The 20,163-nt window shown below is 68.4% G+C and carries 19 protein-coding genes; 8 read left to right on the top strand and 11 right to left on the bottom strand.

The window, feature by feature from the left end; genetic code table 11:
* Positions 1 to 254 precede the first annotated feature (254 nt).
* Positions 255 to 1,001, top strand: coding sequence for an ESX secretion-associated protein EspG (locus ABZU76_RS05055; RefSeq protein WP_354865209.1), 747 nt, complete (start codon positions 255 to 257; stop codon positions 999 to 1,001).
* Positions 1,002 to 1,069: 68 nt separating this feature from the next.
* Here ABZU76_RS05055 and ABZU76_RS05050 read toward each other — a convergent pair whose 3' ends face one another.
* The 4 genes from ABZU76_RS05050 to ABZU76_RS05035 all read right to left on the bottom strand — a co-directional run bounded on the left by ABZU76_RS05050 (position 1,070) and on the right by ABZU76_RS05035 (position 5,425).
* A complete protein-coding gene (locus ABZU76_RS05050) occupies positions 1,070 to 1,843 on the bottom strand; it encodes an amino acid ABC transporter ATP-binding protein (protein ID WP_354865207.1) in 774 nt (257 codons plus the stop codon).
* The gene (locus ABZU76_RS05045) at positions 1,840 to 2,793 is read right to left on the bottom strand and encodes an amino acid ABC transporter permease (RefSeq protein WP_220245192.1); all 954 of its coding nucleotides are present in this window, start codon (positions 2,791 to 2,793) and stop codon (positions 1,840 to 1,842) included. Before ABZU76_RS05045 ends, ABZU76_RS05050 begins: the two co-directional genes overlap by 4 nt.
* A 24-nt stretch (positions 2,794 to 2,817) precedes the next feature.
* Complete coding sequence (locus tag ABZU76_RS05040; RefSeq protein WP_354865981.1) at positions 2,818 to 3,741, bottom strand: ABC transporter substrate-binding protein; 924 nt, start codon at positions 3,739 to 3,741, stop codon at positions 2,818 to 2,820.
* Between the two features lie 253 nt (positions 3,742 to 3,994).
* Positions 3,995 to 5,425: a M20/M25/M40 family metallo-hydrolase gene (locus ABZU76_RS05035; RefSeq protein WP_354865205.1), complete on the bottom strand. Its 1,431-nt coding sequence runs from the start codon at positions 5,423 to 5,425 to the stop codon at positions 3,995 to 3,997.
* 352 nt (positions 5,426 to 5,777) lie between these two features.
* Here ABZU76_RS05035 and pdhA point away from each other — a divergent pair, with 352 nt between their 5' ends.
* Genes pdhA through ABZU76_RS05020 form a run of 3 tightly spaced genes read left to right on the top strand, consistent with a single transcriptional unit; the run spans position 5,778 to position 9,344 of the window.
* Positions 5,778 to 6,983, top strand: a complete 1,206-nt coding sequence (pdhA, locus tag ABZU76_RS05030; protein ID WP_354865203.1) for a pyruvate dehydrogenase (acetyl-transferring) E1 component subunit alpha — start codon at positions 5,778 to 5,780, stop codon at positions 6,981 to 6,983.
* Positions 6,983 to 7,975, top strand: a complete 993-nt coding sequence (locus ABZU76_RS05025; protein WP_354865201.1) for an alpha-ketoacid dehydrogenase subunit beta — start codon at positions 6,983 to 6,985, stop codon at positions 7,973 to 7,975. The genes pdhA and ABZU76_RS05025 overlap by 1 nt, the downstream gene beginning before the upstream one ends.
* A gap of 16 nt (positions 7,976 to 7,991) precedes the next feature.
* Complete coding sequence (locus tag ABZU76_RS05020) at positions 7,992 to 9,344, top strand: dihydrolipoamide acetyltransferase family protein (RefSeq protein ID WP_354865199.1); 1,353 nt, start codon at positions 7,992 to 7,994, stop codon at positions 9,342 to 9,344.
* Between the two features lie 48 nt (positions 9,345 to 9,392).
* On the opposite strand, the gene ABZU76_RS05015 is transcribed toward ABZU76_RS05020, so the two are convergent.
* From ABZU76_RS05015 to ABZU76_RS04995, 5 genes are all read right to left on the bottom strand, one after another.
* Positions 9,393 to 9,725, bottom strand: a complete 333-nt coding sequence (locus tag ABZU76_RS05015) for a hypothetical protein (RefSeq protein WP_354865197.1) — start codon at positions 9,723 to 9,725, stop codon at positions 9,393 to 9,395.
* A complete protein-coding gene (locus ABZU76_RS05010) occupies positions 9,722 to 9,904 on the bottom strand; it encodes a hypothetical protein (protein ID WP_354865195.1) in 183 nt (60 codons plus the stop codon). Before ABZU76_RS05010 ends, ABZU76_RS05015 begins: the two co-directional genes overlap by 4 nt.
* Positions 9,905 to 9,916: 12 nt before the next feature.
* A complete protein-coding gene (locus ABZU76_RS05005; protein ID WP_354865193.1) occupies positions 9,917 to 10,303 on the bottom strand; it encodes a hypothetical protein in 387 nt (128 codons plus the stop codon).
* A 15-nt stretch (positions 10,304 to 10,318) separates the two neighbouring features.
* Positions 10,319 to 10,690 (bottom strand): hypothetical protein, encoded by a 372-nt coding sequence (locus ABZU76_RS05000; RefSeq protein WP_354865191.1) that lies wholly within the window; start codon positions 10,688 to 10,690, stop codon positions 10,319 to 10,321.
* Between the two features lie 70 nt (positions 10,691 to 10,760).
* Positions 10,761 to 11,750, bottom strand: a complete 990-nt coding sequence (locus ABZU76_RS04995) for a LuxR C-terminal-related transcriptional regulator (RefSeq protein WP_354865189.1) — start codon at positions 11,748 to 11,750, stop codon at positions 10,761 to 10,763.
* Between the two features lie 129 nt (positions 11,751 to 11,879).
* Between ABZU76_RS04995 and ABZU76_RS04990 the strand changes: the two genes are divergently transcribed.
* From ABZU76_RS04990 to ABZU76_RS04980, 3 genes are all read left to right on the top strand, one after another.
* The gene (locus tag ABZU76_RS04990; RefSeq protein WP_354865979.1) at positions 11,880 to 12,446 is read left to right on the top strand and encodes a TetR/AcrR family transcriptional regulator; all 567 of its coding nucleotides are present in this window, start codon (positions 11,880 to 11,882) and stop codon (positions 12,444 to 12,446) included.
* A 62-nt stretch (positions 12,447 to 12,508) separates the two neighbouring features.
* Positions 12,509 to 14,395, top strand: a complete 1,887-nt coding sequence (locus ABZU76_RS04985) for an ABC transporter ATP-binding protein (RefSeq protein WP_354865977.1) — start codon at positions 12,509 to 12,511, stop codon at positions 14,393 to 14,395.
* Between the two features lie 118 nt (positions 14,396 to 14,513).
* Complete coding sequence (locus tag ABZU76_RS04980) at positions 14,514 to 15,116, top strand: TetR/AcrR family transcriptional regulator (RefSeq protein ID WP_354865187.1); 603 nt, start codon at positions 14,514 to 14,516, stop codon at positions 15,114 to 15,116.
* Between the two features lie 44 nt (positions 15,117 to 15,160).
* On the opposite strand, the gene ABZU76_RS04975 is transcribed toward ABZU76_RS04980, so the two are convergent.
* The gene (locus ABZU76_RS04975; RefSeq protein WP_354865185.1) at positions 15,161 to 16,348 is read right to left on the bottom strand and encodes a GGDEF domain-containing protein; all 1,188 of its coding nucleotides are present in this window, start codon (positions 16,346 to 16,348) and stop codon (positions 15,161 to 15,163) included.
* Positions 16,349 to 16,661: 313 nt separating this feature from the next.
* On the bottom strand, positions 16,662 to 17,921 hold the full coding sequence (locus ABZU76_RS04970; RefSeq protein WP_354865183.1) for an MFS transporter: 1,260 nt from the start codon (positions 17,919 to 17,921) through the stop codon (positions 16,662 to 16,664).
* 342 nt (positions 17,922 to 18,263) lie between these two features.
* Here ABZU76_RS04970 and ABZU76_RS04965 point away from each other — a divergent pair, with 342 nt between their 5' ends.
* Positions 18,264 to 20,159, top strand: coding sequence for an FAD/NAD(P)-binding protein (locus ABZU76_RS04965; RefSeq protein ID WP_354865181.1), 1,896 nt, complete (start codon positions 18,264 to 18,266; stop codon positions 20,157 to 20,159).
* Positions 20,160 to 20,163: the final 4 nt, after the last annotated feature.

Genomic DNA, 20,163 nt, shown 5'->3' with positions numbered 1-20,163 from the left:
CGCCCTACCGAGGCGGGTGATCTTGAGGGAAGCGCGCTTCGGAGCGGTTGAATCCTGTTAAAGTCACCTAGCGAAGCGGGACATGAACAGAGGGTAGGCCGCACCCGAGTTGGAGCGGCCCGTGCGGGGAGGCACGGCAGCGATGTCAGACGGACGAACTGGCGAATGGCCGCGTTTCGATGGCAAGCAACAGGAACGACGTGGTCATCCCGTCGACGCCGGCTGCCGAAGTCTGACAAAGGGGGAGTGAGAAAGTGCTGCGCAAGCCGGTGGAGTTGAGCCTGCAGACGTACGAGGTGCTGCTCGAGCGGCTCAACCTCGGCGACATCCACCCGACGCTGGTGCGGGGCGCGCTGTGGTACTCGCCGGACGAGCGGAAGCGGCTGGCGGCCGACACGGACGCGGAGCTGAACCAACGGGGGCTGATCCGCGGCGGGCGGCTGGACGACGACTTCGTCGAGGTGCTGCAGCTGCTGCAGCGCCCGGGGGTCGAGTACTACTCGTGGGTGAAGTCCGACAAGGGCGAGCGCACTGTGCGGGCCGCGGCGAGTGGGCGGGATGCAGTGAGCGTGGTGACGGTGAACCAGGTGCTCTACATCGCGCCTGTGTCGGCGGAGGCGTTGGCGCGGGAGTTCGCGCTGCTGCTGCCGGAGGCGCCGGCGGCGCGGATCGCGTCGCTGAACTGTTCCGATGCGGATCTGAACATGATCAAGAGTGGCGTTATTCCGAGCGGCACCAGTCCGAGTATTCGGGACGCCAAGCAGGTGGTGCAGTGGCTGCGGGCGCCGAAGACGTATTTCGGGCGGCTGTACGTCGCGGTCAGGGACAGTCGGGGAAAGCGGTTGCGGAATGAGAATCCGCCGGGATGGATTGATACCGAGCAGGGGCGGATTCTGTTCGGGGTGGACAAGTCGGGGTGGATCAGCCTGGCTGGGGCGGGACCGCAGGACCTCGTGAAGAAGGTGCAGCAGCTGGAGAACGAGCTGCGCAGCGGACGCTGAAGGCTCCCGCGCTGACCCCTGAACAGCAGTGTGGCCGCCTCCCCGCGGGGAAGCGGCCACACCGGTGATCAAGCGTTCGGGCTTAGGACCCGGGCCAGGAATTCTTTCGTGCGCTGGTGTCGCGGGTCGCCGATTACCTGGTCGGGTGGGCCGGCCTCGACGACCACGCCGCCGTCCATAAACAGCACCTTGTCGGCCACCTCGCGAGCGAACTGCATTTCGTGGGTGACCACGACCATGGTCATGCCGTCTTTCGCGAGTTGGCGCATGACGCCCAGGACGTCGCCGACGAGTTCCGGGTCCAGGGCGGACGTGGGCTCGTCGAAGAGCATCAGTTTGGGCTGCATGGCCAGCGCGCGGGCGATGGCGACGCGTTGTTGCTGGCCGCCGGAAAGCTGGGCCGGGTAGGAGCCCGCTTTGTCGGCCAGGCCGACGCGCTCGAGGAGTTCCAGGGCGCGCTGGCGGACCTCGGAGCGAGGTTCGCGGCGGACCTGGATCGGGGCCTCCATGACGTTCTCCAGCGCGGTCATGTGGGGGAAGAGGTTGAAGCGCTGGAACACCATGCCGATGTCCTTGCGCTGGAAGGCGACCTCTTTTTCCCGCAGTTCGTGGAGTTTGTCGCCCCGCTGCCGATAGCCGACGAGGACGCCGTCGACGTACAAACGGCCTGCGTCGATTTTCTCGAGGTGGTTGATGCAGCGCAGCAGGGTGGACTTGCCCGAGCCTGAAGGGCCGATGAGGCACAACACTTCGCGTTCGTGGACTTCGAGGTCGATACCTTTCAGCACGTTCAGCGAACCGAAGCTCTTGCAGATCTTCTGCGCGGAAACGACCGCGGTCATCCGACACCTCCGCTGCCCTGGCGCCCGACGCGGAACCCGAACATCCGAGTGCCCCACCTGTTCTTGTCAGTGATCCCGCGCGTGGTCCCGCGAGCGAAGTGGCGTTCGATGAAGTACTGGGCGACGGTGAGGATCGACGTCATGATCAGGTACCAGATCACCGCCACCAGCAGCAGCGGGATGGTCTTGAAGTTCTGCGCGTAGATGGTCTGCACCGCGACCATCAGCTCGAAGTACCCGATCACGACGACCAGCGATGTGGTCTTGAGCATTGAGATCGTCTCGTTGCCCGTCGGCGGGATGATCACGCGCATCGCCTGGGGAAGGATGATGCGCCGCAACGTGGTCGTGCGCTTCATCCCGAGGGCCGACGACGCTTCGAGCTGGCCGGCGTCGATCGACTGGATGCCACCGCGCACGATCTCCGCCATGTACGCGGCCTCGTTCAGGCCGAGGCCGAGCAGCGATGCCGTGAACTGGTTGATCAGCGTGTTGGTGTCCCACGAAACGAACTCGGGGCCGAACGGGATGCCGAGGCCGAGCCGCGGGTACGCGAACGCCAGGAAGTTCCAGAACACCAGCTGCGTGATCAGCGGGGTGCCGCGGAACAACCAGACGTAGATTCCCGCCGCACCCTTCATCAACGGGTTCGGCGAAAGGCGCATCACCGCGAGCAGCACGCCACCGACGATGCCGATGGCCATCGAGATGACCGTGAGGATCAACGTGTTCTGCAGACCGCGCAGCACACGGTCGTTGAACATGTAGGCCCACACCGTCGGCCAGTCCAGGTTGACGTTGGTGACAACGCTGCGCACGACGATGAACGCCAGGAACAGAATGATCACCCCGGCCACCCAGCGCCCGTAGTGGCGCACTGGGACGGCCTTGATGGGTGTCGTGTCGGCCGGCGCCTCCACGGTCGGAGGAGCCTCGAAGTTACTGGGCACGAGAACTACGTCCTATCTACGGCTTCAGGAAGCCGGGTTGATCTCCGACGTGGTCACGGCGCCCGCACCGGACAGGCCCCACTTGTCGAGGATCTTCTTGTACGTGCCGTCGTCGATCAGCGCCTGCACGGCCTGCTGCACGGCCTTCGTGTAGTCGCCGCTGTCCTTTTTGAGCACGATGCCGTAGGGCGCGGTGTCGTACGGCGCGCCCACGACCTCCAGCTGCCCGCCGGTCTGCTTCACGGCGTAGTCGATCACCGGGGAGTCGGCCAGCTCGCCCTGCACGCGCTTGGCCGTCAGCGCCAGGTTGACGTCCGTCTGCGCCTGCAGCTGCGTGACGTCGATGGCCGGCTTGCCCGCCTTGACGCAGGCGTCGGAGCGCGTCTGCAGGTCGTCGACCTGCGTGGTGCCCTTCTGCACGCCCATCTTCTTGCCGCACAGGTCGTCGAGGTTCAGGCCGTCCGGGTTGCCCTTGAGGACGGCGAGCGACGTGCCGGCCTTGTAGTAGCTGACCATGTCGACCGTCTGCAGCCGCTCCGGGTTGATGCTGAACGACGACATCGCGAGCTCGTACTTGCCGGCCTGGATGCCGGGGATGATGCCGTCGAAGGCGGAGTTCTGGAACTCCATCTGCAGCCCCAGCTTCTGCCCGATCGCGGTGCCCAGGTCGACGTCGAAGCCGGTGACCTTGCCGTTCTCGTCCTGGAACTCGTTGGGCGGATAGCTCTGGTCCTGACCGACCAGGATCTTGCCGTCGCTGGTGACCGAAGCCGGCACCATCGCGGCGAGCTTGTCGTCCTTGGCCACGGCCGGGATGTCCGACGAGCCCCCAGGGGCCGCCGCCGACGAGCTTGCACTTCCCGCATCGCCCGCGCCACTGCCGCCCGCGCCGCAGGCCATGGTCAGGCCGACCAGCGCGAAAGCCGGGAGAAGGGCGAGCGCCTTCATCTGGTGTCCTCGGGCCACTTCGTCACTCCTCGTAGTTCTCAACTGTCGAGAGCACGCATATTGCCACTCGAAAGCGGGTAAGCACAGCACCCGTACGTTACGGCGCAGTCTCACCCTATGCAGTCGTGACTCCCGGTATCAGCTGAGACGCGAAAAGTGTGTGGTCCAAACCACAAGGCGTCTACTGTGGAGCACCCGCGGTTGGGAAAGTCCCGGCACCGACCAACCGGCGCCGGGACTTTTCACCGCAACCTCAGCTCCGTGCGTGCGCGTCCAAGATGTGCGCGACGGCCTCCGTGACCTGCTGCGCGTAGTCCAGGTTCAGCCACTCGTCCGGCACGTGGATGTTCGAGTCGGCGCCGCACGCGCCCGTGACCAGGAACTGTGCCTGCGGGTACTTCTCGCCGAGCAGGCCCATGAAGGGGATCGACCCGCCCATGCCGGCGGCGCGGTGGGGGCGGCCGAACACCTCGTCGCTGACGCGGCGCAGCGCGGCCGAGAGCCACGGCGCCTCCTCGGGCGCGTTCCAGCCGTTCTCGGCCTGCGCGTCTTCGTGGATGGTCACCGAAGCGCCGTACGGCACGTCCGTGGTCAGCACGCGCTTCACGGCGGCCAACGCAGGAGCCGCCTCGGCCGTGGGCGGCAGGCGGAAGCTCAGCGTGAGCGTGGTGCTCTCGCGCAGCACGTTGCCGGCGTTGGCGGGCAGCGGGAAGCCGTCGGCGCCGATGATCGACAACGTGGGCCGCCAGTAGTTGTTCAGCAGCAGCTCCAGTGCGTCTTCCGACATCGTCCGGCCGCCGCTGACCAGCGGAAACGCGGTCTGCAGCTTCTCCGGCGCCACCTCGGCCACGGCCTCGATCTCGGCCAGTCGGCTCGCCGGCACCTCGACGTTGAGCTCCGCGAGCTTGATCTCGCCGGTCTCGCCGCTCTCGATGCGCTCCAGCAGCTGCCGCAGCACGCGGAACGACGAAGCGACGACGCCGCTGGCCAGGCCGGAGTGCTGGGCCGTCGCGAGCAGCTGCACGGTGACGGTGAGGTGCAGCATGCCGCGCAGGCTCGTGGTCAGCCACAGCCGCTCGTAGTCCATGCCACCCGCGTCGAGGCAGACGACGAGGCCGACCTCGCCAAGGCGCGAGCTCAGGTGCTCGACGTACGCGGGCAGGTCGGGGCTGCCCGACTCTTCACCCGTCTCCAGCAGCACCACGGTGTGCGCGTGCTCGCCGCCGGCCGCGCGCACGGCCTCCAGCGCGGACACGGCCGCGTAGCCGGAGTAGCCGTCGTCGACGGAGCCGCGGCCGTAGAGGCGGCCGTCGCGGATCACCGGCGTCCACGGGTCGAGGCCCTCGGACCAGCCGCCGACCGGGGGCTGCTTGTCGAGGTGGCCGTACATCAGCACGGTCGGCTTGTCCGTGGCGCCCGCGGTGGCGGGCACGTCCACGAACAGCAGCGGGGAACGCTCCTCGAGCTGCACGACCTCGATCGACACGCCCGGCAGGTCACGCCCGGCGATGAACGTCTTCACGTGTTCGACGGCCGCGGCGAGGTGACCGCTCGCGGCCCAGTCCGCGTCGAACGCCGGGGACAACGCCGGGATCGCGACGAGACCGGACAGGCTCGGCACGACGTCGTTGATCCACGTCGAGACGACGGTTTCACGTACGGATTTCTGTTCCACGCCGGCCATCCTGCCACGGTGACCGACGTCACGACCGCTGTCGAGGTCGTGAAACCCGCCACCCGGACGCGACCGGTGCCCGACCGGTGACGCCTGGTGGGCAGCGGTGCGGATTCCCGATCATCGTTCGTCCCATACTCGGATTTCCCAGCGTTTTGCCTGTTCAGGCGCCCGGATCTCAGCAACAAATCAGCATCCGCGGTTCACCATCGCGCGCGGCTTCGTGCCAGGATGGCGACGAGAACCGTCAACGCCGACGGTGGCCAGACGCCCCGAATCCGGGGGGTAGGTCCCCGCCGGTGCAGTCGCTGTGGCCGCCACAAGCGGCCACCGCGGCGCCGACACCGAGGAGATACTGCGCATGCCGTCCGAACAGTGGACGCACCCCGAACCTGGAGACGGGCCCGCCGCCGTAGCGGCCAAGCCCTCGCCCGAACAGGTGATCGCGGGTCTGCGAGCAACGAGCGAAGGTGGCGCTGAGCTGACTCAGCTGCTCACCCCCGAAGGTCAGCGAATTCCGTCGCCGCAGTTCGACAAGTACGTCGAGGACGTCGACGACGACGCGCTGCGCAACCTGTACCGCGACATGGTGCTGGTGCGCCGCGCCGACCGCGAGGCCAACGCGATGCAGCGCCAGGGGCAGCTGGGGATCTGGGTCCCGCTGCTGGGCCAGGAGGCCGCGCAGATCGGCTCCGGCCGCGCGCTGAAGCCCACGGACATGGCGTTCCCGAGCTACCGCGAGCACGGCGTCGCGTACACGCGCGGCGTGGACCTGCGTGAGCTGCTCGGCATCTTCCGGTGCACGGACCAGGGTGGCTGGGACTTCGCCGCCCACCGCTTCCACCCGTACACGATCGTCATCGGCAACCAGGTCCTGAACGCGGCCGGGTACGCGATGGGGCAGAAGTTCGAGGGCAAAGTCGGCGACGACGACGGTGAAGCCACGATCTGCTACTTCGGCGACGGAGCCACTTCGCAGGGCGACGTGCACGAAGGCTTCGTCTGGGCCGCCGTCTACGACGCGCCGCTCGTCTTCTTCTGCCAGAACAACCAGTGGGCCATCTCCGAGCCGACCGAGCGCCAGTCGCGCCTGCCGCTGTACCAGCGCGCCCGCGGCTACGGCTTCCCCGGCATCCGCGTGGACGGCAACGACGTGCTCGCCTGCCTCGCCGTCACCCGGTGGGCGCTGGAGGAGTGCCGGCACGGCAACGGCCCGGTGCTGATCGAGGCCTTCACCTACCGGATGGACGCCCACACCACCACCGACGACCCCACCCGCTACCGGCTCTCGGACGAGCTGGAGGAGTGGAAGCTCAAGGACCCGATCGAGCGCGTGCGGGCCTACCTCGCGCGCGGCGGCGGTGCGGACCACGACTTCTTCGACCAGGTGCAGGCCGAAGCCGACGAGTTCGCGACGCAGCTTCGCGATTACACGTTCAACATGCCGGAGCCGCCGCCCGAGCGGATCTTCGCCAACGTCTACGCCGAGTCCTCACCGGCTCTCGAAGCGCAGCAGAAAGAGTTCGTGTCCTATTTGGACGGATTCGCGACGGCGGGTGAGCACTGATGGCCGAACCGCAGAAGCTCACGATCGGCAAGGCCATCAACCTCGGCCTGCGCCGCGCGATGGAAGAGGACCCGAAGGTCCTGATCATGGGTGAGGACGTCGGCAAGCTCGGCGGCGTCTTCCGCATCACCGACGGCCTGCAGAAGGACTTCGGCGAGCAGCGCGTGCTCGACACGCCGCTGGCCGAGTCGGGCATCATCGGCACCGCCGTGGGCCTGGCCGTGCGCGGGTTCCGGCCCGTGTGCGAGATCCAGTTCGAGGGGTTCATCTTCCCCGGGTTCGACCAGATCTCGTCGCAGCTGGCGAAGCTGCACTACCGCACGCAGGGCAAGATCAAGATGCCCGTGGTGATCCGGGTGCCGTTCGGCGGCGGGATCGGCGCCGTGGAGCACCACTCGGAGTCGCCCGAGTCGCTGTTCTCGCACATCGCCGGCCTGAAGGTCGTCTCGGTGTCCAACGCGGTCGACGCCTACTGGGGCATCCAGGAGGCCATCCGCTCCGACGACCCGATCCTCTTCTTCGAGCCCAAGAAGCTCTACCACTCGGGCGCGCTGAAGATGGAGGTCGACACCGACGCGTCGCCGGGCCGGGTGTTCGGCTCGCGCGTGGTGCGCGAGGGGACCACCGCGACTGTCGTCGCCTACGGTCCGTCGGTGAAGGTGGCGCTCGACGCCGCCGGGGCCGCCGAGGAGGAGGGCAAGTCGCTCGAGGTCATCGACCTGCGCACGCTTTCGCCGCTCGACCTGGGTCCGGTGTTCGAGTCGGTGCGCAAGACCGGCCGGCTGATCGCCGTGAGCGAGGCGCCGTCCGAGTCGTCGCTGACCTCGGAGATCGCGGCCCGCGTGCAGCAGGAGTGCTTCTACTCCCTGGAGTCCCCCGTCCTGCGCGTCGCCGGTTTCGACACGCCGTATCCGCCGGCCAAGCTCGAGGAGCACTACCTCCCCGATCTGGACCGGGTGCTGCACGCCGTCGACCGCTCGCTGAACTGGTAAGGGGGAACTCGCTGAAATGCCTGAGTACAAACAGTTCCCCCTGTCGGACACGGCAGAGGGGCTGACCGAGGCCGACATCCTCGCCTGGCACGTGAAGCCGGGCGACGCGGTCACGGTCAACCAGATCGTGGTCGAGGTCGAGACCGCCAAGGCCGCCGTCGAGCTGCCGATCCCGTGGGCCGGGGTGATCACCGAGCTGCTCGTCGAGGTGGGGCAGACGGTCGAGGTCGGGGCTCCGTTGCTGACCTTGGACGTCGATCCGGACGGGAAGGCGGCGCCGGCTGCTGCTCCGGAAGCTGCGGCCGAGGAGGAGATGAAGCCGCTGGTCGGCTACGGCTCCAAGGCGGTGGAGACGAAACGGCGGGCGCGCAAGGCGGCTCCGGTGGCTGCGGTGGCTGTTGCTGCTCCGCCGGCCCCTGCGCCGGTGGCTCCTGCTCCCGTGGTCGTGGCTCCGGTGGCTGCGGCTCCGGTGGCTCCCGCTGGTGGTTACGTGCCGCTGGCCAAGCCGCCGGTGCGCAAGCTCGCCAAGGACCTCGGCATCGACCTCTACACGGTCACCGGCACCGCCGGCGGTGGCGTCATCACGCGTGAAGACGTCGAGCGCGCGGCCAACGGCTCTGCCCCGGCAGCCGCTGTGGCGTCCACTGTGGACACCGGTTACGACGCCGCCACCCGCGAACGTCGCGTACCGATCAAGGGCGTCCGCAAGGCCACCGCCGCGGCGATGGTCCAGAGCGCCTACACGGCACCGCACGTCACGGAGTTCCTGACCGTCGACGTCACGCCGATGATGGAGCTGCGCGAGAAGCTCAAGAAGTCGCGTGAGTTCAGCGGCGTGAAGCTGACGCCGCTTGCGTTCGCGGCCAAGGCCGTGTGCCTCGCGGCGAAGCGCACGCCCGACGTCAACGCGGTGTGGGACGAGGCGGCGCAGGAGATCGTCTACAAGGACTACGTGCACCTGGGCATCGCGGCGGCGACCCCGCGCGGGCTCGTGGTGCCGAAGATCTTCGACGCCGACGCGATGTCGCTCAAGCAGCTGGCCGTCGCGCTGACCGAGCTCACCGACGTCGCGCGCGAGGGCAAGACCACGCCCGCGGCGATGGCCAACGGCACGTTCACGATCACCAACGTCGGCGTCTTCGGCGTCGACACCGGCACGCCCATCATCAACCCGGGTGAGTCGGCGATCCTGGCGGTCGGCGCGATCCGCGACACCCCGTGGGTCGTGGACGGTGAGATCAAGGTGCGCAAGGTGATGCAGCTGTCGCTGAGCTTCGACCACCGCGTGGTCGACGGCCAGCAGGGCTCGGAGTTCCTCGCCGACGTCGGCGCGCTGCTCGCCGACCCGGCCGTGGCGATCACGTACTGATCCGTTCCGGCACGGTTGCGGCCCGGTGGTTTCCGGGCCGCAACCGGTTCACCGGATCCTGCGCCACAGGCCGCGCAGGACCTCACCGCTGGCTTCGATCGCCGTCGGCGGACGCCGGCGCGCCGCCATATCGTCGAGCAGGCGGCCGAGTTCCTGCTGGTAGTCGACGAGCAGCGCCTTCACCAGCTCGTGGCGGACCGCCGGATCGAAGTCGGCGTACTGCGCGAACGCGGCCTCCCGGTACTTCTGAGCCGACACCAGGAACAGGTCGCGGTCGGACGCGGTGATGAGTCCTTCGGCCAGCAGCTGCCGCAGCCGCACCGCGGCCGGCTGCTCCACGACGGTGCGCACGAGCCCCTCCAGTTCTTCCGTGCCGGTCATCGCCGCCGCCGGTCGGCCATGATCTCGGCTTCCGCGATCCGCTCGGCGATGTTCAGCGCCACGCGGAGTTCCTGACGCTTGACCACGACCTTGCGGTGCGCGGTCGCGGCGAGCTCCACCGCCTTCTCCAGCGGCCGGCGCTCGACCTCTGCCCCGGTCCTCCTGATCAGTTCGGACATCGCAGTTCCTCTCTAGCTTCGGAGCAGCCTGGCGATTTCCTGCTTCATCTCCGCCGCCAGGGCCTCGGCGAGGGTCGCTTTCGCTTCCGGGTGCCAGTAGGGATCGGCGTCCACGCGCGCCATGGCGGTGTAGAACCGCTCGATGGTCATCGTTTGCAGCTTGATCCGCCGGTCCACCCGCTGCCCCTGCAGCTCCACCTTGATCTCGGAGTAGGTTCGCGCGACCACCACCACGACCGAACGCACGAGTGCGGCCGTCGGGAAGCCGAGAGCGTGGGTGATCGCGCTGACCACGACCTCCGCGAGATCGGCACTGCCGCTCGCCGACAGATTCCCATTCGCGTCATGAACCTCGAACGGCACATTCCTGCCGATCGGCACCAACTCGTCGCCCGTCAAGATTCACCCCTCCGCTCAGAAGATCAGAAAACAAATAACGACCACCACGATGGTCGACACCGCGGTCAGCAGGATCCCCTGGAGAAAACCGCTCACGACCACACCGAAAACCAAGTCCACGGTGAAGAGATCGAGCCGGCTGTCCCGGTGGCCACCGCGCGCTTTGCGTTGCCTGCTCAGCAAACCCGTGATGGGGAAGGCGAGCAGCCGGCGCATCGTCCGGCCGGCACCCGAGGCGCCTTTCAGTGACTCGAACACCGTGACGAGCATCCATTTGATGAGGGGAACAACGATGAACTTGGCAATTCCTATCGCGACGAAGAACCACCAGAGGGCGATCAGGAATTCGAGCAGAACACTCCACACGGAGCCGTTTTCCACGCGCACCGGAACCATGTTATCCGCGATACCACAGCGATTCTCTCAGCGCGAGGATGAAAAATATGGCGGCCCCTGTTCATCCCGAGGATGAGCCGCCTCGCTCACGAGCGTAACCGAGGTAGGTGGAGACCTCCTCGACGACCGTCGACCGGTTTTTGGCGCCGTACTTGCGCAGGATGCTGCGCACGTGGGTCTTCACCGTGGAGCGGGCGACGTACAGCTGTGCGGCGATTTCGCTGTCGCTCAAGCCCATCAGCTCGGCGACGTCACGCTCTCGCCGGCTCAGCGAGTCGAACCGCGCCGCCGCCTCTCGGTAACCGGCGAACTCGATCTCCGCCGAGTCCATCTGCAGCCGCTCGCACTCGCGCACCAGGTCACGCGCCCGCGGCCCGAGGCGGTGGCCCTCCGATTCCAGCTCGCTCGCGAGCTGCGCCGCCGCCTGCCAGACCACGGCGACCCGCTCCACGACCAGCGCCGACACCGTCCGTCCGAGCAAGCGTTCGGCGGCCGGCCGGTGCCCGTCGTCGAGCTGAGCCAGCAGCTCGCGGTCCTCGTCCTCGGCCGACAGGATCCGGGCGACCACCTCGGCGAGCCACTCCAGCGCGGCGAGCTCGGCGTCGCCGTAGCTGTCGGCAGTGTAGGTCTGGGCCGAGACGACGCCGATCACCTCGCCGGTGTGCGTGCGGCGCATCGGGACGACGAGCGCGTCGGCCGAGCGGCGTTCCTTGTCGCCCCAAGGGATGCCGCGGTTGAGGATGGCGCCGGCATCGGTGCGGTAGGCGTAGGAGCGGTTGTGGGCGCGCACCCAGCCCGTGGGGCCTTCGGGATTGACCGGCCGGACGCCCGGGAGCGCGTACTCGGCGCCGTCGTACTGGTAGGCGTAGAGCACGTGGCCGGCGTCGCGGAAGAGGGCGACGAAGAACGCGTCGAGCCGCAGCACGCCACTGACGATCTCGCGTAACTTCGCGTACAGCGCGTGGTGGCTCTTCTCGGCCTCGGCGGACAGGACCTCGCGCGCCTGGCGCAGGCGTCCCACTGTGGGCTCGTCGAACGGCTTGCCGCGCACCGGCGCTCCTCGGGTCGGCGGATGTGCGTTCCTAAGTCGACGACACCTCGCGCCGCGTTACCGGGTTGACGGAGTGAGCACTCACTCCGTAGCTTGGTCCGCATGGAGACGAGGAAACGCGCGCCGGGGATGGCGCCCGACGACCGCCGCCGGATGATCGTGCGCGCGGTGCTCCCGCTGGTCGTGGAACACGGCCGGGGGGTCACCACCGCGCAGATCGCCCGCGCGGCCGGCATCGGCGAGGGCACCATCTTCCGCGTGTTCACCGACAAGGACGAGCTGTTCGACGCGTGCGTGGAAGCCGCGCTCGACCCAGGGGAGGCGTTGGAGATGATCGGGGAGATCCCGAATGAGCTGCCGTTGGAGCGGCGGCTGCTGGAAGCCGTCGACGCACTGACCGCGCACCTGCAGCGGATCGGTGCCGTGATGGGCGCGGCCCGGGCCGGCCGGACGCGCCCGGAGGAGGCGCGCAACCGCAAGTCGGTGACCGGTGACAGCCGGCGCGAGTCGTTCGAGGCGATGCACCGCGCCGTCCGCGAGCTGTTCGTCCCGGACGCCGACCGCTTGCGGCTGCCGGTGAACAAGGCCGCTTCCCTGTTCGTCTCGATGCTGTTCGCGCAGAGCCGGGCGATGCCGGGTTCGCCGGAAACCACGGAGATGATCGACGTTTTCCTGCACGGCGCGGTGTCCGCGTGATCCCAGGCGGATTCATCCCGGGCGGACGGCCCGGCGGCCGGCGACGCAGACCGGCGCAGACGGTGCCCGACAGTGGCCTGACCGGTCCCGTCGATATCCCGGAACCCCCGCAGTCGGACCAACCCAAAGACCTTAAGTCGCGGTTCAACCGCATGAAGACATCGGTGTCCGGCACCGTCCGCGGCCTGCCGAAGGTCGTGCGGCTGACCTGGCAGGCCAGCCCGACGCTCACCATCCTGCTGGCGCTGGTCACACTGCTGTCCGGCCTGCTGCCGACGGCCACGGCGTACATCGCGAAGCTGCTGCTGGACGCCGTGGTCGCCGCCATCCAGCACAAGGGCTCGATCGACGACATCGTGTGGATCACGCTGTTCCAGTTCGGCGTGCTGGCCGCGACCGCGATCAGCAGCGCGATCACGTCGATCGCGCAGACGCTCCTGCAAGAGCGGATGACGCTGACGATCCGGCACCAGGTCATGGACCACGCGAGCAAGCTGCAGCTGGCGTACTTCGAGGGCTCCACGTCGTACGACATGCTCCGCCAGGCCGCGCAGGAGGCGCCGACGCGGCCGTTGTCGATGATGAACTCGGCGCTGGGGCTGGTGCGCACGGCGATCACGTTCTCGAGCATGATCGCGCTGCTCGTTTCGGTCAGCCCAGTGCTGGCGCTGGTGGCGCTGCTCGCGCCGATCCCGGCGTTCATCACGCAGTCGAAGTACGGGTCGCGCGCGTTCTGGCTGACGTTCCTGATGTCGCCGATCAAACGGCGGATGGATTACCTGTCTTCGCTGGTCACCACGGACACTTACGCGAAGGAGACCAAGCTGTTCGGCCTCGGGCCGTACTTCGTGGAGCGGTTCCGGCGGCTCGGCGTGGTGTCGTACGAGCGGCAACGGCGCCTGACGGTTCGCCGCAACGTCAGCTCGACGTCGTGGGGGCTGCTCTCGACGCTGGCCGGCTCGGCGATCGCGTTGTACATCGCTATGGAGGCCGTCGGCGGGCGCCTGACGCTGGGCGACCTGGCGCTGTACACGGCCGCGGCGACGTCGGTGCAGGCTTCGGTTTCGGGCTTGTTCACGGCGTTTTCGGGGATGTACGAGAACAATCTGTACCTGGACACGTTGTACCGGTTCCTGGACACGGAGCCGGAGATCGTGGCGCCGGCCTCGCCGCGGCCCTTGCCGTCCACTGTGGAGGGACACATCAGCTTCGAGTCGGTGAGTTTCAGCTACCCGGGCGCCGAGGAACCGGCCCTGGACGGGGTTTCGTTCGACATCCGGCCGGGCGAGACGGTGGCGGTGGTCGGCCGCAACGGCGCGGGCAAATCGACCCTGTTCAAGCTGTTGTGCCGGCTCTACGACCCCACCGGCGGCCGCATCCTGCTCGACGGCGTCGACATCCGCTCCTACGACCCGGACGAGCTGCGCACCCAGATCAGCGCGATGTTCCAGGACTACGTGACGTACCAAGGAACGGCGGCCGAGAACATCGGCCTCGGCGACCTCCACCGGCTGGAAGACCGCCCCCACATCGAGGACTCCGCCCGTCGCGCCGGCGCCGACGAACGCATCGAACGCCTGCCGTCCGGCTACGACTCGCCTCTGGGCCGATGGTTCGACCAGGGCGTCTCGCTGTCCGGCGGCGAGTGGCAGAAGATCGCCCTCGCCCGCGCCTTCCAGCGCGAGGCCCCGATCCTGATCCTCGACGAACCGACGTCCGCCCTCGACGCCCAGGCCGAACACGATCTGTTCACGCGCCTGCGGTCCCTCGCGGCCGGCCGCACGACGTTGTACATCTCGCACCGCTTCTCCACCGTCCGCCAGGCCGAACGCATCCTCCTGCTGGACCACGGCAAGGTCGCCGAGTACGGCACGCACGAGGAGCTGATGGCGGCTCAGGCGGGGTACGCGGAACTGTTCACGTTGCAGGCGCAGGCCTATCTGGTGTGATGGTCGCCGGGTGTGGTGCAGCACGCTTGAACCAGGACGAGAGCGCAGGGAGGAAGCACGCGAGGTGAGCGCACCGAGGTCGAGCCCCGCGCAGCGTGGGAGGCCGCGGAAGTTGCCCGTGGCGGAGCAGCGCGGCCGGGTCGTGCGGGCGGCCGCGGAGGCCGTGGCGCGGCATGGGTTCGAGGCGGCGACGATCGAGGAGATCGCGAGGGCCGCGGGGGTGTCGCGGCAAGCGGTCTACGAGCAGTTCGGGGAGCGGAAGAACCTGTTCGCCGAGGTGGTCGAGGCCGCTGAGGAGGGGGCGTTCGAGGCGATCGGGGCGCCGGCGAGGGATGCGTCGGAGCCGGATCTGCGGGCGTGGGCGAGGGCGAACTACGCGAACATGTTCCGGTTCGTCGAGGAGGACCCGCACTCGTTTCCCGTCCTCAGAGAGGCCGAGCGGGCGGGGAATCCGGCGCTGACGAGGCTGCGGGAGCGGCTGGCCGTGATCTACGCGGAGGCGAGCCGCAAGCGGTGGGCGGCGTACGGAGTGGACTCGGGGCGGGCCGACAAAGCGCTGGTGACGCTGTACTTCGCGATGACCGAAGCGTTGGTCCAAGTGTCCTGGGAAGGTGACCCGCCGGCCCAGGACGCGTTGGTGGACCTGCTCACGGAGTTCACCGTCGGTGGGGTGCTGAGGCTGCAGACCCAGGCGGCGGATGTGATCGAAAGGCTGAGGTAGTCCGGCCGGCTCGGGGGAGGAAGCCGGCCGGACCCCGTGCCGAGCTACGCGACGGCCGCGAGCTCCCGGACCGGCGAAGAAACCGCGCCGATCACCCGGTTGCGGCCGCCGTGCTTCGCCGCATACACGGCGGCGTCCGCGGAAGCCATGACTTCGTCGACGCTCGTGCCGTCCATGGGGAACGACGCGACGCCGATCGACGCCGTGCGTTCGGAGATCGCGACGGCCTCGCCTTCGTTGGTGCGCGTCTGGATCACGAGCTCGCTGATGCGCCGGCGGATGCGTTCCGCCGTGACGATCGCGTCTTCCTTCGACGTCGAGGGCAGCAGCGCCACGAACTCCTCGCCGCCGAAGCGGCCGACCAGGTCGTGGGCGCGTGTCTCCTGCTTGACGGCGGCGGCGACGGCCTTGAGCACGTCGTCGCCCGCGAGGTGGCCGAAGGTGTCGTTGATGGACTTGAAGTGGTCGAGGTCGATCATCAGCGCACCGAAGCTGCCGTTCTCGCGCTCCGCGCGGGAGACCTCGCGCTGTGCGCCGTCCTGCCAGGTGGTGGCGTTGAGCAGCTGCGTCTTCTGGTCCGTGGTCGCGAGCTCCTCGAGGCGCTTGATCAGCACCGAGCGCTGCAGCACGTACAGGGGCAGGATCACCAGCACCGACAGCAGCGGCTCGTTGGTGAGCACCATGGTCAGCAGGCCGCCGACGCACAGGATCGACGCCTCGAGGAGGTTGTCGTCCATGGTGCCGAGGCAGGACGCGGGGGTTGCCTTCGCCGGGTCGGCGAGGTACAGGCCGAGGCCGGTCAGCGCGGTGTTCACGACGAAGTAGCCGAGCGCGGCGGTGGCGACCATCGCGACACCCTGGCTACCCGTGAGGTGACCGGCGAGCGCGGCGCCGAAACCGGACAGGATCATCGTCGTCGCGTTCGCCGCGACGCGGTGCGCCTCACCCGGACGGGTGCCATTCCAGCTCCGGAACGCGAGGTAGACGTAGAGCAGAACGGCCAGCGTGGCCACGAGCTGCGGCGGCACCAGCAGCGCTGCGGGCAGCAGCCACACGGAGGTCACGTTGATGTGCGGGCCCCGGCTGAGCATCCGGCGCTGGCGCTCGATCTGCCGGGTGATCTCGGTCTGGGCGACGGCCAGGCCTGTGATCAGCGCGAACAGCTCCAGCTGAGCCGCGGTGACCGGGACCAGCACGCTGCTCACGACCGCCAGGACCACGGCGACGACCATGCTCGTGAGCGTGACGGCGATCCACCGTCGCGGCCGCGACCACAGCGCCCACCCCTTGACCGCAGCGACCGCGCCCTGCCCAGACCATTCCCCCGATGTGACCATTTTTCCCCCAAACCCTTGCGCGAATGTCCGGTGACAATCTCCTCACGCACAGTTTCGGGCCGTTTGCCGCCTGTCCACAAGGGCCTTAGGTGTGTACCTTTTTCCCGAACACGCCGGATGAAGGGTGACCAGCTATGCGCAGCAAGGACCAGTGACCGCGTAGCAGCACCGCAAGGTCGCGCAGGTCAGAGCCCACGCGCGGAGCATGTCACGCATGCTCGGCGCGTGTGGCTTCCTTCGCCGTACCCTCGCTCGTCCGGGCGGAGAACGTCCGCTGCCACATGATCGTTAGCGGAATCGTAATCAGAAGTCCGACGAACCCGAAGATCCCGACAGTCGTCTGGGCGGTCAGGTGGTCGGCGATCACTCCGCCGATCAGGGGAACCACGCCCATCGTGGTCGTCAGGCCCGTGTTGGACAGGCCCATCGTCTGCGCCCGGGTCTCGTCCGGCACCGCGACGGTCAGCGAGGCCGTGGCCTGCAGCAACGCGATCGTGCCGAACCCGCCGGAGATCACGAACAGGATGATCGACGCGACGGGCCCCGGCTGCAGGAAGCAGAGCAGGAGCGGGATCGCGGCGAGCGCCGTCATTGGCCCGATCAGCTTCGGCCGCACCTCTGCGGGCACCCAGCGCGTGTAAATGAAGGTGAAGATCACGCTGCCCACCGGGTCGGCGGCCAGCAGCAGGCCGATCACCTCGGGGCCGCCGCCGGACGATGCGACGTAGGGCGCCGCGATGCCCTCGTACACCGGCATCAGGCCGGCCAGCCAGGTGAACAGCATCAGCGAACGCAGCGCCGAGGTCGCGAAGCCGACCTTGCCGCCCGCGCTCAGCGACGCGAGGAACGGCTTGCGCTTCTCCCCAGTCGCGGCCGCCGGGCGCGCCTTCACACCGAAGCGGATGAACAGGGCCGAGAGCGCGAACGTGCCGGCGTCGAGGACCAACGCCAGGCGCGGGTCGACCGCCAGCAGCAGCGCGCCACCGCCGGCGAAACCGAGCAGCTGCGCCGACTGCACCGTCATGCTGCGGATGCCCATGCCGACCACGAACCGGTCGCCTTCGAGCACCTGCGGCAGGAGAGCCAGCTGGGACGCCTTGAACGGCGGGTTCAGCAGTGAGACGCAGCCGACGAGCACGCACAAGACCCAGAACGGCAGCCCGGGGATGGCCACCAGCAGGATCAGCGCGGCCCGCGCGGAGTCGACCGCCACCATCACCGTGCGCCGGGAGAAGCGGTCGGCGATGCCGGTGAGGAAGATGCCGCCGAGCAGGGACGGGAAGAACGTCAGCGCGTAGGTGAGGCCGGTGAGCGTGGCCGACTGTGTAGTGGCGTAGACCAGCACGGACAGCGCGACGCGGGCCAGCTGGTCGCCGGCGATCGACAGCAGCTCGCCGAACCACATCGCGCGGAACTCGGCGACCCCGAAGACCTCGCGGAACGTCACCCGTCCCGGTGCTGCCGTCATGCGTGCTTCTCCCCGACATTCGTGTGCGGACGGTTCCGCACGGTGATCAGGCGGTGACTTTAGGACCTCGTGGTCACGAGCCAATCACAAAACGTGAGTTGCCAAGGTCAGTGTCTCGTGACTGTTGGTGAATCTCTAGGTTCTTTCGCCGGTATCCAACGGGTCACGGACAGTTCTCCGAGTGTCCAGACCATAGCGTCGAGCACCGGCAAGATCACGAGGGTAGCGTGATGTGGCCTGCGCCACACTCGCCCGGATGCCGCCCTGCATAGTGCAGTTGCACCGGTGTCCGCACTGTGGGAGCGCCACTTCGTGGCCGCCTTACGGCGTAGCTTCGAGTCCGTGGCCGATCACCCGACGTTCACGCTCGCCGTCGTGGGCGCCGGACCTCGCGGGGTCGGCGTCCTGGAACGGCTCTCCGTCAACGCACCCGAACTGCTCGGCGACCGGCGCTTCGTGGTGCACCTGATCGACCCGTTCCCGGTGGGGCCGGGCCGCGTGTGGCGCTACGAGCAGTCGCCGCTGCTGCGCATGAACTCCATGCCCGAGGACGTCACGATGTACACGGACGACTCGGTGCGCATGGCGGGACCGGTCGCGCCCGGGCCGTCGCTCATCGAGTGGGCACGCGAGGTGCGTTCGGGCTCTTTGTCCTTCCCCGTGCCCGAAGACCTCCGTGCGGAGTTCGACGCGCTCGCCAGCACGGACTTCCCGACGCGGCGGCTGCAGAGCCTGTACTTGAGGTGGTTCTACGAGAAGGTGCTCGCCGAGCTGCCGCCGGGGATCGAGGTGGTGGAGCACGCGAGCTCGGCCGTCGCGATCGACGACGGGCCGCCGCAGCGCGTTCGCCTGGCCGATGGCTCCGAGGTGGCGGCCGACGCCGTGCTCCTGACCGTCGGCCACCTCGACGCGACGCCGGACGCGGGCGAGAGCGAGCTGGCGGCTTTCGCCGAGCGGCACGACCTGGCGTACTACCCGGCGGGCTACACCGCCGACGTCGACTACTCCGCCGTGCCTGCCGGCGAGCCCGTGCTGGTGCGCGGCTTCGGGCTCGCGTTCGTCGACCTCATGCTCCTGCTCACGGAGGGCCGCGGCGGCCGCTTCGAGGACCTGCCGGGCGGCGGCCTGCGCTACCACCCGAGCGGCGCGGAGCCCGTGCTGCACGTCGGCTCGCGACGCGGGGTGCCCTACCACGCGAAGACTGGGTACCGGTTGCGCGGGAAACCGTTGCAGCTGCCCAGGTTCTTCGATTCGTACGCGATCGAGGCGCTGTGCGCGCGGCCGGGGCCGATCGGCTTCCGCGCGGACGTGTGGCCGTTGATCGCGAAGGAGCTGGCGTGGGCGTATTACACGGAGCTCTTCACGGGACACCCGGATCGCGTTCTGATGGATTTCGCCGTGTTCGCGGATCGGTTCGCGGATCTGACGTGGGGGACGTCCGAAATGGAAGTCCTGGTCGTTTCCGCGGTTCCTGCCGAAGAGGATCGGCTTGATCTGGAACGGCTGGACCGGCCGTTCGGTGGTGAGCATTTCGAATCCGCAGAGGAATTCGGGAAGGCCGTCCGGGAGTACGTGGAAGCCGATCTTTCGCGCCGGGCGGACCAGCGGTTCAGTGCCGATCTTGGGGCGTTCATGGCGCTGTTGTCCGTGGTCGGGCAGCTGCCGGCGTTGTTGATGACCGGCCGGCTTTCGGCGGCGTCGCAGGTCGCCGATATGGACGGGTGGTTCCGCGGGTTCTTTTCGTTCTACGCGAGTGGGCCGCCGCCGCGTCGCCTCGAGGAATTGCTGGCGCTCGCCGACGCCGGGCTGGTCTCTTTCCTGGGCGCGGATTTACTGGTGTCGGCGGATGAGCCGGCGGGCGTTTTCGCCGCGTCGAGTTCGAGCTTTCCTGACGTGGTGCGAGCCCGCACGTTGATCGAGGCGCGGCTGCCGGAAGCGAGCGTGCCGCGCGTGTTCGACACGCTGCTCCGCCAGATGCGCGACGCCGGGACCCTGGCCGAGGAAACCGTCCCCGACGCCCTGGGTGATGACCAGCCGTCGGGCCGCATCGCCACGCGCATCACGGACTCGCGCCTGTTTGACGCCGCCGGTACCGCGCACCCGCGCCGCTTCGCCATGGGCGTGCACACGAGCATCCGCTCGCCAGGAGCGTTCACGCGCCCGCGGACGAACGCGATCATGTTCCGTCAGAATGACGCGCTGGCAAGGGAACTGCTGCAGCTGGAGCCGGAAGCCTGACCAC

This window comes from Amycolatopsis sp. NPDC005232, assembly GCF_040607795.1.
Taxonomy (GTDB): domain Bacteria; phylum Actinomycetota; class Actinomycetes; order Mycobacteriales; family Pseudonocardiaceae; genus Amycolatopsis.
The sequence above is the reverse complement of the archived record's forward strand: the minus strand, read 5'-3'. Positions and strand labels throughout refer to the sequence as shown.

Bases quoted from the DNA above. Each gene is read 5' to 3' on its own strand.
- ABZU76_RS05050 (WP_354865207.1), bottom strand. From the start codon at position 1,843: ATGACCGCGGTCGTTTCCGCGCAGAAGATCTGCAAGAGCTTCGGTTCG.
- ABZU76_RS05040 (WP_354865981.1), bottom strand. From the start codon at position 3,741: ATGAAGGCGCTCGCCCTTCTCCCGGCTTTCGCGCTGGTCGGCCTGACC.
- ABZU76_RS05035 (WP_354865205.1), bottom strand. From the start codon at position 5,425: ATGGCCGGCGTGGAACAGAAATCCGTACGTGAAACCGTCGTCTCGACG.
- pdhA (WP_354865203.1), top strand. From the start codon at position 5,778: ATGCCGTCCGAACAGTGGACGCACCCCGAACCTGGAGACGGGCCCGCC.
- ABZU76_RS05025 (WP_354865201.1), top strand. From the start codon at position 6,983: ATGGCCGAACCGCAGAAGCTCACGATCGGCAAGGCCATCAACCTCGGC.
- ABZU76_RS05020 (WP_354865199.1), top strand. From the start codon at position 7,992: ATGCCTGAGTACAAACAGTTCCCCCTGTCGGACACGGCAGAGGGGCTG.
- ABZU76_RS05015 (WP_354865197.1), bottom strand. From the start codon at position 9,725: ATGACCGGCACGGAAGAACTGGAGGGGCTCGTGCGCACCGTCGTGGAG.
- ABZU76_RS05010 (WP_354865195.1), bottom strand. From the start codon at position 9,904: ATGTCCGAACTGATCAGGAGGACCGGGGCAGAGGTCGAGCGCCGGCCG.
- ABZU76_RS04990 (WP_354865979.1), top strand. From the start codon at position 11,880: ATGGCGCCCGACGACCGCCGCCGGATGATCGTGCGCGCGGTGCTCCCG.
- ABZU76_RS04975 (WP_354865185.1), bottom strand. From the start codon at position 16,348: ATGGTCGTCGCCGTGGTCCTGGCGGTCGTGAGCAGCGTGCTGGTCCCG.
- ABZU76_RS04970 (WP_354865183.1), bottom strand. From the start codon at position 17,921: ATGACGGCAGCACCGGGACGGGTGACGTTCCGCGAGGTCTTCGGGGTC.